This is a genomic window from Candidatus Magnetobacterium casense (genome assembly GCF_000714715.1).
GTDB lineage: Bacteria > Nitrospirota > Thermodesulfovibrionia > Thermodesulfovibrionales > Magnetobacteriaceae > Magnetobacterium > Magnetobacterium casense.
Map to the genome: position 1 here is coordinate 1 of NZ_JMFO01000049.1, position 14,199 is coordinate 14,199.

Consider the following 14,199-nt stretch of genomic DNA (forward strand, 5'->3'; position numbering starts at 1 on the left):
CGTGGTGCCGGGCAGTCAGGCGGGAGGTTTTAGGCATGGCCGGTAACGAGAAATTAAAGGAAGATATCCAGCGCCTTAAGGAGGACAGAAACGCCCTCATCCTTGCCCATAACTATCAGATTGACGACGTGCAGGATATCGCCGACTACACGGGTGACTCCCTTGAATTATCGCGCAAGGCGGCGGCTACGGACTTTGATATCATAGTCTTCTGTGGGGTGAGGTTTATGGCCGAGAGCGCTGCCATCCTCTCACCCGATAAGACCGTCCTGCTTCCGGCCTCCAATGCCTTCTGTCCTATGGCGGAGATGATCACGGTCAACTCACAGCGTGAGATATACGGGGCCTTTCCAGGATATTCCAATCCGCCGCAGTATGTATATCCCCCAGAGTTTACGCTCGATGACATCAGAAAACAATACCCCGACACCCCGGTAGTTGCCTACGTCAACACCACCGCCGAGGTCAAGGCACACAGCGATATCTGTTGCACGTCGGCCAACGTCGTCAAGGTCATCAACTCGCTCCCCGCAGAACGGGTCATCTGCATACCGGATAAGAACCTGTCCATGTGGGCGGCCAAAAACACCGACAAAGAGGTAATTGCCTGGGATGGTTATTGCCACGTCCATGACAGAATACGATCAGCAGACGTGGAAAAGGCCAGAAGCGAACACCCCAACGCCATGTTTATGGCACACCCCGAATGCAGACTGGACGTCCTGATGCTGGCCGACCACGTTACAAGCACATCAGGGATGCTGCGCTTTGCTCAGACCTCCGATGCAAAGGAGTTCATCGTCGGCACGGAGGTGGGACTCATGTACCGGCTCAGAAAGGAAAACCCCGATAAGACCTTCTACCCCCTGCGCAAGGACATGCTCTGCCCAAATATGAAAAAGACCAACCTCCAGAGTGTATACAACGCCTTGGTCGAAATGAAGAACATCATCAGGGTGGAAGACGGTATACGGCACCCCGCCAGGATCGCCCTGGACAGGATGCTCGCTATTTAAGTTCCCTCTCTAAACTAACCTTATTAAAACAGCTCGGCAAACTGCTCCAGCAGTATCTCCTGCGTAAAGGGTTCATCCAGGGGGATACCCATATTGGTCCACTTCTGTAGACACTCCTCCGGTTGCACGTTTTCATGGGTCATGGTTGAGACAAGTTCGTAGAAGTAGCTGTATCTGACCTCATAGCTTTCGTATATAAACCACTGGTGATATGAGGTTTTAAAAACCTTGTTGACCTCGGGGATGGCCTCATCTACCATTATGTGCAGGCGGTCCTTTTGAAAGTGCGCCCCGCCGGGATACGTCAGCAGCAGCTTTTTCTGTTGGTTTTTCATTAGGTCAAAGAACAGGTTGCGTTCAACGATGTCCACCAGGGCCGAACCCACCCTGTGCAGGTCATCGATCATCGGCTGGATCACGTCAGCACGCTGGAAGAGGTCGTTGGACTTTGCCGCCGACAGCGACGCCTCATCGTTGCCAAGGACGTAGAAGGTCAGCCAGTCGGAGAACTCGCCATCGATCATGTGTGCGGGGATGTCCATGCCTGCCCTGCGCGGGTTTAGGGCGTATGGCGGGGTCAGAGAATGCAAACGGTGTGCGACATCCGGTTGAAGCCTCAGCAATCTGCTCAAAAAGCTAAACTGCGTCTCCGGCGCCGGCGATACCAATATGACGGACTTGTTCCGCTCGGTGGAGTACTGAGACAGTTTTCTGATATAGTAGTTGTGAAACAGAGACTCATAAAAACGACTGCACAGTTGCAGAAACAGATTGACAAAACCCGCCTTTTCCTTTCTGAAATGCGATTTCTTGGTGTAGACCGGGAACTTCTGCTCCATGACGTCAACGTCAAACAGGTAGGAGACCTCCTTCACGCTGCCATGAAGCTCCTTGCTGATGGCAACCAGCAACTTGGACTGTTCGTCGTTGTAGCTGCCGCCCCGTTCAATGCTTGCGATGTCGTCCTCGATGGAGCTTATCTTGTGCTCAAGGGGTTCCACAAACGAAAACGACATGGTGTTGTCCCACCACTGTAGATGCCCTACCAGGGGCTTGAGAAACATCTCCAGCGATTCCCTGAGGTCCTCTATGAACCTCGACTTGTCTATGTACTCAAAGGAGACCTCCCTGCCCTTGCCCAACAGCGATTCCGTGGAGACGCCACCGGCCTTGGAGGTTGACATGCGCCGCTTCTGAACGTTTGGCAGGTAGAAGCTCTTCACGCTGCCACTCTGAATGTCCGTGCGTCTGACGTCCAATCCGACGTCGTCAAAGCACTCCTTGAAGCGTTCCTTGGCATTGTCGAGGTTATCGAGCATGTTGGCCTTGACACTCTGCATCTTTTCACCAATCGCCCTGGCCTTCATGATAAACTCCGTATCATGCATCGGGTTGAAGTCATAACGGAACGAGTATACCCGCGACAGTTCGTGCTGAAACTCGTTAAACATCACGTTGGTGTCGAGTTTCTGTTTCCAGAGGGAGACCACCTGGTTCTTTGTATGTTTTATCTTTGCGGCGTACTTTTTGAGTTTGTCGAGTTTTTCGGCCTGTTCATCTATGCTGTGTTTTTTGCCGGCCTCCTCCTTGATCGCACTCAACAAGAGGGTTATGAGCGAGTTGATCTCATCAACGACCTTTTTGAGGTTCTTAAGGGTGTACTCAAACTGTAGTTGTTTGGCCACGCTCCTGATGACGAGCACCAATTCTTCGAAGCCCGACTGCTCCCATGCGGCCTTGTTGTTGTCCTTAAAATACCTGCCAGCCATCGTAGTTTCGACCTGGACTATCGGGGCATCCTTGAGGCGTGAGTATGGACTTATTAGCTTTTCAAACTCCGCCTTGTACTTTTCCAGGAGCTTATCGACCGATTCAACACCATCCCTGGAGAGGTCTCCCTCCACAACGGCCCCCTTACAGGTCTGGACAAAGACGATCTTCTGGTCGGCATCCATTATCTTGTTGAGTATCTTGCGGTCGGCCTCCTTCATCGGGCTTCTGATCGACGACAGGTAGATGATAAGGTCAGCCTGGGGCAGGAACTCACGCAGGGTCAGGTCCTCGTGTTCCTTGAGACCGTAGGCGTCAAGACCCGGCGTATCGGCCAGCTCTATGTTGTCATCCATCATGAACGTAGGCAGACCCAGCTTGAGATACTTTACGCCAAACTTGTTGCCGGGGTTTTCGTCTTCGGAGGTATATTTCCAGATGGACTTGTCAAAAGCCTCCCTGCCCTTTTTCTTTAACGAGTTGCCGTCCTCAAACATGATCTCCATCTCAGGCTCCCTGGATTTGGAGCAGAAGACGAGCATGTTGGTTGTGGCCTTGCTCTGTTCCTTGAGTATCTTGCTCCCCGTGCCCAGGATCACGTTTAAGACGGAGGACTTACCCGAGCTGGTTATACCAACAAGGCCGCTCTTTACCTTGTGTACGGCAAAGTTATCTATGTTGTGCCGGAGGTTGGATATCCGGTTTTTGAACTGGTCTATCCTCAGGGCATTGAGGCGTGAGACGATCTTGCTGATTTGAGTCAAAAATTCCTGTATCTTGATATCTTCGTTTTCCAATTGGCCCTCCTTACATAGGCAATAAGTTTAACTTGGTCTTTTCGGTAGCCCTGAACAAGTAGTGATGATCGTAAATTTACCACCCTCCCCTCACCCCTCCCATCAAAGGGAGGGGGATATTGCAGCGTGGGTTCCTCTTACTTAGCAGAGTTATCGGTGTCGGCCATGGCCTTGAGGCGCATGAGGCCGTCGCTGATTTCGCGCTTGCTGCTTTCGAGCCTCTGAGCCAACATGTCCGCATTTCTGAGTTCGCCTTCAAGCACCATTCGGATAAGCTCTATCTGTTGTGCGTTGGCGGTTGTCAGTGACTGTCCGGTCTCTTTTATTTCGGCTATCTTTTTTTGCATGGCACCCAGTGAGTTTTCGATCTTTACGTCTATAAACGTAATCTTGCTTCCCACATCCCTGATGAGTGAGCTGAGGGCGTCCAGTTGTGCCTTATTGCTCTCCCCCAGGGAACCCTTGATGTCAGCCATTGCCTCAGAGATACCCCCTAGGGCACCCTTGATGTCGGCCATCGTTTCGGAGATAACCCCCAGGGAACCTGCCATCTCCGAAATAGCCTTGTCCTCGGACTGGAGCATACGGCTTTCGAGGTTATCGATGGAGTTTTTGAGTTTTCCGGTGAGGTAGGACAGGCCATCCTTTACGTACTGGGCAAAGGAGTCGAGCTGTTTGGCCATTGTCGTCAGCGTCTGTTTCATGTTGTCCTGCTCACTTCTGAGGGTGTCGATCTCCTGCAGGTGCTCCTTGAGGCTGCTGAGTTTGTCCTGGATGGAGTTGCTCATATCCCTGTTGATGCTGTCGGAGATGATACCGATCTTTGTGTCCACCTGCGTCATTGCCGTCCTCATGATGTTGATGACCTGGTCGGAGATGGCATCCGATATGTGCTCGGACAACATTGTAAGGATGTTCTTTGTTACAACGTCTATGTAGTAGTCATTGTTCATACTCTTTACTCCTGCAAAGGGTTATTTTTTTAGCAAACCACATAAAAAAACTTTTAGCCCTTTTATTGTAGTCATGTTCTCTGTGTATAGTCAAGATGTCAAAATCCGCGCTTTTTTAAAAGGATACATCTGCTATAATATAAAGATGTCAGAGGCGTTTAGGATGCCTTGAAATTTAACGGCTGCGTCATACCGGATAGTGCCGGATACTGCTATAGTATAGTGATTTTATTATTTTTAAGGAGGACAAGCGTGTGATCAAATTCATTGAACAGGAGCCTTACTCTGCGATAGTTCATACATACGACGTGGAGGGCATCTTATATAAGGGAAAGAGCAAGTACCAGGAGATCATGGTCATAGAAAATCCCTTTTTTGGCAGGATGTTGCTGCTGGACAACATTGTCCAGATAACCCAGCGGGATGAGTTCTTCTACCACGAGATGTTGACCCACGTGGGGATGTATGCCCACCCAAACCCCAAGCGGGTCGTGGTCATTGGTGGCGGGGATGGCGGCATCGTGCGCGAGGTGCTTAAACACAAGGGCGTGGAGAAGGTCTACTTTGTCGAAATCGACGAAATGGTCATCAGCGTATCGAAGAAGTACTTTCCCGACGTCGCTGTTGCCGTGGATGACCCCAAGGTGGAAATCAAAACAATGGATGGCGCCGAGTTTATCAAGGGCATATCGAACATCGACATGGTGATCGTCGATTCCACCGACATTATCGGTTTTGCCAGGACGCTGTTTACGAAGGATTTTTTCCAGGCCGTATCTGACTGCATGGGGCGGGATGGTATCTTTGTCACCCACACGGAGTCGCTCCACCTGCACAAGGATATCGTCATCGAAATGCAGGAGGAGCTTAGGGGCGTGTTCCCGGTAGTTGACCTGTACACGGCAGCCATTGTCACGTATCCTGGCAACTGGTGGGCATTTGCGGTAGGCTCAAAGGAACTCAGCCCTCGACAGTGCAGACGACCTTTCGACATTGATACCAAGTACTACGACCAGGAGATACACACACAGGCATTTCTGACGCCGGGCTTCTATAAGAAACTGCTAAACCGGCAGTTGCACTGGTAATTTGGCTCACCAGCGTGGGGGGGAATCACCCTCCCGCTGACATTTTTTTCCTACATTAAAAAATTTTTTTATTCTGACAATTTTTCTCTTGACAAGGACATATATATGTGGTAGTATATAAATACTCTCCTTTACTTCACACCTCCTCGGACAACAGGCCATGTCCCCCTGCATGGCCTGTTCTAATTTCCACCGACCAGAGAGTAGCCCCATTACATTCGTTGTGCCATGGCGTCACGTGTATAATCTCAACTCCAGTGTAACCTGTGGGCAGTACACACATCATGCTCATCTCTTCCTTATCTACCCCTTGCGGGGGGGCTGAAGGGGGGCGGAGGGGGTGAGGCACCCCTGCCACAAACCGCCCCCTTCTTAGTCTTTTCTTCTTAGGGGGGTAACTATTACGTTTCCTCTTCTGTGCCACTGTGCGATGAACTCGGCGCCGAGGACTATGACGCAGAAGGAGAAGTAGACCCACATGAAGATCAAAAATATGGCCTTCAGTGAACCGAAGGCGATCCCGAACTTGGGATTGAGCTTGAGCAGAAACACCAGCGTAGGGTTGATAACGGCCCAGAGCACGGAGGCCAGCACTGCCCCTGCACAGATGCGCTTTAAACCAACCTTTACCGGTATAAAGGCATAGTACAGCACCGTCATACCGGTTGATGAGATGGTCAGATTTACCAGAAAGTCCACGATGTACAGGGGGAAGGAGATGGCCATAAAGAATCGGATTATCAGTTCGTCATAGATTATCTGGCTTATCACGAGAAATATCAGAAGCACTATCAGCAATATTGTGGTTGAGAAGTCAATTAACACCTCAAGCACTAAGGGTCGCCTCCTCTGTGTCATGAAGATGGTCAGAAAGACGTTTCTGATTGTCACAACGAGTGGGAATATGCACGACAGACAGGACAATATCCCCACCCACCCCCAGATGTCGGAGAGGCGGGAGAGCGATATGACCTCATTGAAGATCACCTCCTGGAACTCCGGTACCAGCAGGTAGGTCAGCCTATGCAACCCATTGAGGGCCTCCTGCGAAGACGTGATCGACTTGCCCAACAACAACGCCGTCAGCAACAGAAACGGCAGCAGTGCAAACATCCCATAGTAGGCAAGTGCGGCAGCCAACTGCATGTAGTTTTTCCTGAAAAACGAAACAACGCTGTCCAGTATTATACGCATTTTCTCCTTACGCCCAGTCAGAAATCAGGCCGTCAGAGGAAGATACCTTCAATTGCACTGCACAATAGCCACACTGTATTGCAATATCAGGACTATTATCCCACCTCGCCTTGCCCCTTGCCCAACTTGCGCCATAGCGACACCCTGTCTATGCCTAAAATCTGGGCAGCCAGTGTTTTGTTGCCGTTGGCCTCCTTCAGCACCCACTTGATGTATGCCGTCTCCTGCTCCTGGAGGGTGGGCAACTTTCCCTCCTTGCGCCTGAACGTCCTGACGTTTAATCCCCTGAGGTCATCCGTCAGGTGAGCCACCTTGATGGTGCTGCCAGTGGCAAGGGCAGTGGCACGCTCTATGATGTTTTCAAGCTCCCTGACATTGCCGGGAAAGTCGTAGCACATCAGGATGTCTATCACCTCCGGCGATATGTCACGTATGTCCTTCTTCATAAGCATCGAGTACTTCTTGAGGAAATAGTAACACAGTATCTGGATATCGTCTTTCCTGCGGGCAAGTGGAGGGACATCAAGGGATACCACGTTTAACCTGAAATACAAGTCATGTCTCATATCGCCATTTCTTACGGCCTCGGCGGGGTTTTTGTTTGTGGCGGCGATATAGCGCACATCCGTCTTCAGGGGATGCGTCGCCCCAACCCTCAGAAGCTCCTTCTCCTGGATGACCCTCAGGAGTTTTACCTGCATCAGCGGTGACATTTCGGTTATCTCATCAAGGAAGACCGTGCCACCGGCTGCTGCCTCTATAAGTCCCTTCTTCTGCGTAATCGCCCCCGTAAATGCGCCCTTCTCATACCCGAAAAGTTCACTGCTCAACAACTCGTTTGTGAACGTTGCACAGTTTACGGCCAAAAACTGACTCTCCGCACGACTGCTGTGGTAATGTATGTAGCGTGCAAAAAGCTCCTTACCGGTGCCGCTCTCCCCGCTTATCAGGACGTTGCAATCGGTGGGGGCTATCTGGGCTGCTATCTCAAGCAGCTTTGACATGTTAGCGTCCTGGGTTATTATTCGTACCTTTCCCTGATATCGCTCAATTTGCTCCCTCAACTGCTTGTTCTCAATTTTCAGTCTGACCTTCTCTGCGGCCTCCCTGACCACCTTTCTGACCTCATCCAGCCTGAATGGTTTTGCTATGTAGTAAAATGCCCCCTGCCTCATTGCCGCAACCGCCGACTCCAGGGTCGCATATCCGGTGATGAGTACCACCTCGGTCTCCGGATGAAGCTCACGACACCTGCTCAACACCTGCATCCCGTCAACCCGCTCCATCTTCAGGTCGGTCAACACCACGTCAAATACACCGCCCTCAAGCAGCGTCAGCGCCCTGACCGAACTCTGCGTGGCCGTTACCTCGTAGCCCTCTTTCTTCATCACGTGCGACAGGTTGTCAACCGCAATCTTTTCATCATCTACAATAAGTATCCGTGCCCTGTATGCTTCACTCATGTCTGCTCCGTTTTACCTTTCTCTGCCTGCAATCTTATCCTGAAAGTTGTCCCCCTCTGCGGGTGTGAATCTACGGTGATGCAGCCACCGTGTTCCTCTATGATCTCATGCACAATAAACAACCCCAACCCGGCCCCCTTACCCACGTCCTTTGTCGTAAAGAAGGGGTCAAATATCCGTGGCAGCATACTGCTTTCAATCCCCATGCCGGTGTCCTTGATACCAATATCAACGGCGGCATCACCAGGAACGCACGTGCCGTCATGTCTGAGGCATTTTTCATTGGCAAATGCTCGCCTGGCCGTTATGGATATATATCCGTCTGTGGCTTCACCATCTGCGGTTATTGCCTCTGCGGCATTTTTGATCAAATTCAGAAACACCTGCTGAATCCTCTGTTTATCGGCATATACACTAACATTTTCGGCTATCTCCATGACAATATTTACCTGTGTGGGTAGTTGCCGCTTCAGAAACATGATGGTCTCCTCAAAGAGACCCCGCAGTGGTAGCGTGTCCTTTTTGAAGTCCTTTTCCCTTGAAAAATCCAGCAGCGATCGCACGATGTTTCTTGCCCTGGTTGTCTGATCGTCTATCTGGCGCAGCAGCTCTCCAAAATATTCTACGTCACCCTGTCCAAGCTCCTCCTGGAGTATCTGACACGACGTCGATATGTTGGACAGCGGATTGTTCAGCTCATGAGCAACGCCAGAAAGCATTGTTCCAAGCGATGCGAGCTTTTCGGACTGTATGAGGTGTTTGCGCCTTACTTCCCTATCCCTGAGCATCCTGTTAAATGCCTCTATCAGTGACACCACCTCCCTGTCCCTGGAGTCTATGACGATCATATGAAATCCCCCTCCGGCTATAATCTTCATGCTGTCCTGGAGCTGTTTCAGCGGCCTTACAACCGACCTTGACAACACATGCCCAATGAGGGCGCTCAGTACCGTCAACACCAAAATAGCAACCACGATAAAGCGCCTTGAACCTGCCAACACGTAGCGGATGACGTCCCGCTCTGCCCTGGAGATGGCCTCGGACCTGGTTGTTATATCCTTTCCCTGTTCCCTTATCTTTTGCCTTAACACCTCAAGGTCATTGTCTGCCGCTTTGGCGAGGTGGTCATGCCGGTACTGGGTTAGCAACTGGATATATACACTGAGGTCGTTCTTCAATAGCGCAGCATGAGCTATCTTGCTAGTCCCTTTGGTGTCTCTGTCGAGTATCTCCAGCGCCTTATTGGCATAGTACAGATTTTCCTGAAAATCCGGCTCCTTACTGTAGAGGAAGTAGTTTTTTTCAAACCTCCTCATCTCAAGGGTGGCGTCAAAGAATTCTGATATCACTTCGCCAAGGAGTATCTTCTTCTCCATAAAGCCCATAATCATGGAGATTAAAAACGAAAACACCGTTATCATAAACAACACGATAAAATATCCCAGTATGATTTTTTGCCTGATACCAGGTTGATATTTAAACATCAGGGTATTATATATCGTACAGTTGCAAAAAGCAACATAGCACAAAATAAACGCAACACCATTTTAACTGCACTATTCTGCTATTAGTTGCATAATGCAACCAGCAAGCATTCTCTATCCTGCGTCAAATATCATTTATCCTTTAATAACAATGCTTTACGGCTGTGGCATGTGTTTTGATACACCAGGGTACAACATAAAAAACAAACTTAGGGAGGACACAAAAATATGAAAGAATTATCAGAAAAGCTCGAAAAATTGTTTTCTGCCGTAACATTTGCCGAAGAGGGCGAATTTGATACCGCCAGGGAGTTTTTAAAGAGCAACAAGAAAGTGCTGTTGGCACTCAGAGGCAGCAACGTAGAGGGGCAGACACTGAGATACTCGATGAACATCTGTAAGAGGATAGGGGCAGACCTCGATATCCTGTACATACCGGTGTCGGAGACCTTGACAACCATTGTAGATCGATTTACCTCTGAACTGCAGAAGGAAGGCATCGGGTGCAAGGTTGTAAGGAAGGAGGGTTCGTTCAGGCAAGAGATACTTGACTTTACAAAGGTCAACAGGGATGTGCTGTTTGTGATTATCGAGTCGTTTGATGACATTGACTCCGATAGCGTGGAAAGGGAAAATAGACTTTCAAGGTCATGGATCAACTTAAAATGTCCGCTTGTTGTAGTGAAAGAAGACATTGTACAAACCGTTAATTAATATTTTTAAGGAGACTTAGGAAATGAAAAATAGAGGCAGAAAAAAACCATATATGGAAACAGTGTTGTTAGGCATAGTGGCGGTAGTTCTTTATGTGCTACTAATAACCGAACAGGATATCGTTCAAGGGTATTCAGCACGCGGGGGGTTGTATGCGATACTCCCGATAATCACGGCGTTTGTCTTTTCGTTCGTGCATGGGAATTTTACGGGTAACTTCTGGACGGTCATCGGAATCGAGGCCAAAAAGGAGAGGAGATAGAACCATGCATGATGCGGTTATGAGCAATTTCATTCACCTTGATACCTTAAACGTACTGTATCTGTTTGTGCTGGGATTTGTAGGCGGTCTGGTGAGTGGATTTATTGGTTCAGGCGGGGCCTTCGTCCTTACCCCAGGGATGATGAGCTTGGGTGTGCCCGCCCTCGTAGCGGTGGCGAGCAACATGTGCCATAAGTTTCCCAAGGCGCTGGTTGGAGCCATCAAGCGCTACAGATACGGACAGGTGGATGTAAAGCTGGGTGTCATTATGGGGGTTTCGGCAGAGGCCGGTGTGTTGACGGGGGCCGTGCTGCAAAACAAGATCAAGACAGCCTTTGGCGATGCCGGTTCCAATCTCTATGTCAGCGTGGCCTTTGTGTTGGTGCTGGCCGTTGTAGGCGGTATAATACTAAAGGACGTCCTTAAGAGTTTTAAGGCAGGTACCACCGACGATGAGGAACCGTTGACAAAGATTGCAAAGTGGGTTCGGTCGGTAAACATTCCGGGGACAATGATATATTTTAAGAGCTTAGATGCACGGATATCCATCCTGTTTACGGTGCCTGTGGGATTTGCAACCGGCATACTTGCCGCCACAATAGCAGTTGGTGGTTTTATCGGGGTTCCGGGTATGATGTATGGTTTTGGGGTACCGGGGCTTGTGGCGTCGGCCAGTGAACTGGTCATAGCGTTTGTCATGGGGCTTGGCGGGTCGTTTAAGTATGCCATGCACGGGCTTGTGGACATCCGGCTTTCGATGATAATCCTTGCAGGGTCATTGTTTGGCATCCAGCTTGGCGCCATTGGCACGACCTACGTAAGGCCATACATGATAAAGGTGGTCATGGCATCTATTATGTTAATTGTCTTGTTTAGCCGTGCGTTGATGATACCGGTGTATCTGTCTCAGCTTCATCTTATAGGTGAGCTTGGTGACACCATGACAAAGGTACTCAAAAACACAAGCTTTGCTATTATGATATTCGCACTTGTCCTTGGGGCGTTTATAATACTGAAGGCGCTGTGGAGCGGGCTTGTCGCTGAGAGAAAATTGATCGCAAAGCAAAAAGTATCGGCTTAGGAGGATTGAGATGGAAGATTCGAAAATGGAAGCCATGTACAGAAGTCAGTTGATGGGCGAGTTGAAGTCCCTGTTGCTTGCCGTGGACGGGTCGCCCTTTAGCGAAGGTGCGATAAAGGAGGCGCTGCTTTTTTCAAAGTCGTGCGGGATCAGGCTGACGCTGTTGTACATTCAGGGATTGAGCGACTCGTATGAATCCGGCGGACTTACGTTTGTTGAACGCAGGGACACACGGATTGATGATTACTTTGACAAGATCAGAGAGGATGCCGCCGAGGAAAACGTTGAGCTGGATATCATCATAAGACGCACGGACGCCCCCTACAAGGGGATCATAGATGAGGCGGTGGACAGGCAGAGCGACGTAATAATCATGGGCAGACGCGGCATGACAGGACTAAAGAGGATGCTCATGGGTAGTGTCACGGCCAAGGTCATAGCGTATGCCCCCTGCAAGGTGTTGGTAGTGCCCAGGGAGGCCGGCATAAAGGGCGAACACATCATGTTGGCCACGGATGGCTCAAGGTACAGCGACGCCGCACAAGAGGAGGCCATCAGCATGGCCAGGAGGTGCCCGCAGGTCAAGACGTTTACTGCCCTGTCGGTGGCATCCTCAGACAGCAAGCTCGATGACACCAGGAGAATCCTTGACGGTGTCACAAGCAGCGCCAATCGTGTCGGCGTCAACGTGGAGACCGTAACGGCTGTGGGCAGTCCTTACGAGTCCATTGTCGAAACCGCCAGGACCCGTGACACCAACATCATTGTAATGGGCAAGCACGGACGTACCGGGATCGACAGACTGTTGATGGGAAGTGTTGCCGAAAGGGTTGTTGCGCTGTCCCCGTGTTCGGTACTCGTAGTCAAGGGCGTGTAGTTTTTTTGTAGAAATGGGGCAAGGGGGCTTCTTCTTTATACTTCATGGTAACTATGCTTTAAGGCATTCTGGATTCCTGGTCAAGCCAGGAATGACCCCTGTTCGAGCCAGGGGCAGGCACACTTGGAAAACGGTTATAACTGTCATTGCTGCGAACCATGTCCCTGGCTTGAACAGGGAAGGGAGCAGGAATCCATGCCTTTTACCGTGAAAATTTTATTGAGTTAAGACACAAACCTTGCACGTCCGACCACTCTTTTTTTTCCTGCACTTTCGTTATTGCCAGGGCATATTCCTGCCCATGAGCATATTCTGTCACTGCTTCCAAATACACTCATGTCTGTTCCGAGTTCCGTCAGCAACATTGCAGCACTTATTTCGTTTACGCCTGGAATGGTCTGTAACAATTTCCATTGCGTCATATACGGCTTCATTGCCGCAACGACCTGATCATCGATATCTGCTATTGTGATACTTAACCATTCTATATGGTTTTTTATTGTCTTGAGCAATAACCGATGTCGGTCACTTAATTGACCGTCCAAAGACAGTCTTAACTCTGACTGCTTCTTGCGGAGCCGCCCTAATGCCATCTCCGCCCCAGCGACTGTAAGGAGCGAAGCCTATATATTTCATCCAGCGGTTCGCTTCCTTCTATCAAAGCGTCTATCATTCTGCCAGGCTGTAGCCGTCAATGTCACTGACAACACTACTTAGTCTCACCCCTCCATTCCCTGTTCAAGCCAGGGACATGCTTCCAAGACCTTTTGCAATCTGTTCTTTTCTCCTGCGATTATCTCACTGAGTTTGCGCCTATATCTGGTCAACAATCTCAGTTGTCTCATATCTCGTGGAGGGATAAAACTTGCCCTCAATAGCCCACAGCGGCTTAACTCTGCCAACCATTGACTATCGCTAACATCTGTCTTACGCCCTGGTACCTTCTTTACATGCTGGGCATTTACTACCATTACCTTTAGTTCCTCTTCTTCAAGGACATCATATACCGTCCTCCAATATATCCCCGTACTCTCCATTACTGCCATTTCAACTTCTTCTTTTTTCAGCCATGAGGCTAACTTCTTTAGATTATGTCGAAATGTAGCGTATTCACGGGTATCCTTGACTAACTTGCCGTCTTCACACTCCTTCAGTACTGTGCATACCACTACCTTCTTATGCACATCTAACCCAGCACAACCCTTTAACAATGCTTCCATTACGCTAATTCACCTCCTTGCCATTGTGGTCGGTTGGTGCTATTTAGGGTAGGCATTGTGGGTTACCTTGCTTACACATTCAGATAAGCAGGTCTTTTTACCGTGCGTCCTATAGCAATATATATACTATGGACATGCGGGGGTTCGTGCCACAATCCCCAGGTCAGTTTAACCATCGGGGTTGACCCACCAAAAAGTATATCGACCTTTTCCCTCCTTATATTATAACCTGTTTCAGTTGAATGAAAAAACTGTCAAGAACATATAAAATACATGGCAC

The 14,199-nt window shown here is 49.6% G+C and carries 14 protein-coding genes; 6 read left to right on the forward strand and 8 right to left on the reverse strand.

Features of this window, described 5'->3' with window-relative positions:
• The first annotated feature begins 35 nt into the window (after nucleotides 1-35).
• On the forward strand, nucleotides 36-1,016 hold the full coding sequence (nadA, locus tag Mcas_RS15420) for a quinolinate synthase NadA (protein ID WP_040336452.1): 981 nt from the start codon (nucleotides 36-38) through the stop codon (nucleotides 1,014-1,016).
• Between the two features lie 23 nt (nucleotides 1,017-1,039).
• Here nadA and Mcas_RS15425 read toward each other — a convergent pair whose 3' ends face one another.
• Together Mcas_RS15425 and Mcas_RS15430 are read right to left on the reverse strand one after the other, a co-directional pair.
• Entirely contained in the window at nucleotides 1,040-3,583 is a 2,544-nt protein-coding gene (locus Mcas_RS15425) for a dynamin family protein (protein ID WP_040336453.1), read from the reverse strand.
• Nucleotides 3,584-3,720: 137 nt separating this feature from the next.
• Nucleotides 3,721-4,536, reverse strand: coding sequence for a hypothetical protein (locus Mcas_RS15430; RefSeq protein ID WP_040336454.1), 816 nt, complete (start codon nucleotides 4,534-4,536; stop codon nucleotides 3,721-3,723).
• A 254-nt stretch (nucleotides 4,537-4,790) separates the two neighbouring features.
• Here Mcas_RS15430 and speE point away from each other — a divergent pair, with 254 nt between their 5' ends.
• Nucleotides 4,791-5,624, forward strand: coding sequence for a polyamine aminopropyltransferase (gene speE, locus Mcas_RS15435; RefSeq protein ID WP_081853931.1), 834 nt, complete (start codon nucleotides 4,791-4,793; stop codon nucleotides 5,622-5,624).
• A gap of 136 nt (nucleotides 5,625-5,760) precedes the next feature.
• On the opposite strand, the gene Mcas_RS18380 is transcribed toward speE, so the two are convergent.
• The 4 genes from Mcas_RS18380 to Mcas_RS15450 form a co-directional block, all read right to left on the reverse strand.
• Nucleotides 5,761-5,910 (reverse strand): hypothetical protein, encoded by a 150-nt coding sequence (locus tag Mcas_RS18380; RefSeq protein ID WP_156033424.1) that lies wholly within the window; start codon nucleotides 5,908-5,910, stop codon nucleotides 5,761-5,763.
• An 86-nt stretch (nucleotides 5,911-5,996) separates the two neighbouring features.
• Nucleotides 5,997-6,818, reverse strand: coding sequence for a YhjD/YihY/BrkB family envelope integrity protein (locus Mcas_RS15440; RefSeq protein ID WP_040336455.1), 822 nt, complete (start codon nucleotides 6,816-6,818; stop codon nucleotides 5,997-5,999).
• 95 nt (nucleotides 6,819-6,913) lie between these two features.
• The gene (locus tag Mcas_RS15445; protein WP_040336456.1) at nucleotides 6,914-8,281 is read right to left on the reverse strand and encodes a sigma-54-dependent transcriptional regulator; all 1,368 of its coding nucleotides are present in this window, start codon (nucleotides 8,279-8,281) and stop codon (nucleotides 6,914-6,916) included.
• A complete protein-coding gene (locus Mcas_RS15450) occupies nucleotides 8,278-9,765 on the reverse strand; it encodes a sensor histidine kinase (protein WP_156033425.1) in 1,488 nt (495 codons plus the stop codon). Before Mcas_RS15450 ends, Mcas_RS15445 begins: the two co-directional genes overlap by 4 nt.
• Nucleotides 9,766-9,993: 228 nt before the next feature.
• On the opposite strand from Mcas_RS15450, the gene Mcas_RS15455 reads away from it, so the two are divergent.
• The 4 genes from Mcas_RS15455 to Mcas_RS15470 are packed head-to-tail and all read left to right on the forward strand — an operon-like array spanning nucleotide 9,994 to nucleotide 12,699.
• Entirely contained in the window at nucleotides 9,994-10,479 is a 486-nt protein-coding gene (locus Mcas_RS15455) for a hypothetical protein (RefSeq protein ID WP_040336458.1), read from the forward strand.
• A 22-nt stretch (nucleotides 10,480-10,501) separates the two neighbouring features.
• Nucleotides 10,502-10,741 (forward strand): hypothetical protein, encoded by a 240-nt coding sequence (locus Mcas_RS18565; RefSeq protein ID WP_052567567.1) that lies wholly within the window; start codon nucleotides 10,502-10,504, stop codon nucleotides 10,739-10,741.
• Between the two features lie 4 nt (nucleotides 10,742-10,745).
• Entirely contained in the window at nucleotides 10,746-11,822 is a 1,077-nt protein-coding gene (locus tag Mcas_RS15465) for a sulfite exporter TauE/SafE family protein (protein WP_040336459.1), read from the forward strand.
• A 10-nt stretch (nucleotides 11,823-11,832) separates the two neighbouring features.
• Nucleotides 11,833-12,699 (forward strand): universal stress protein, encoded by an 867-nt coding sequence (locus Mcas_RS15470; RefSeq protein WP_040336460.1) that lies wholly within the window; start codon nucleotides 11,833-11,835, stop codon nucleotides 12,697-12,699.
• Between the two features lie 224 nt (nucleotides 12,700-12,923).
• Here the strand turns inward: Mcas_RS15470 and Mcas_RS17220 are convergent, their stop codons facing one another.
• Together Mcas_RS17220 and Mcas_RS17225 are read right to left on the reverse strand one after the other, a co-directional pair.
• Nucleotides 12,924-13,211, reverse strand: a complete 288-nt coding sequence (locus tag Mcas_RS17220) for a transposase (RefSeq protein WP_162176348.1) — start codon at nucleotides 13,209-13,211, stop codon at nucleotides 12,924-12,926.
• A gap of 207 nt (nucleotides 13,212-13,418) precedes the next feature.
• Nucleotides 13,419-13,919 carry an IS110 family transposase gene (locus Mcas_RS17225; protein ID WP_052567569.1) on the reverse strand — a complete coding sequence of 167 codons (501 nt, stop codon included), beginning with the start codon at nucleotides 13,917-13,919 and terminating at the stop codon, nucleotides 13,419-13,421.
• Between the last annotated feature and the right edge of the window lie 280 nt (nucleotides 13,920-14,199).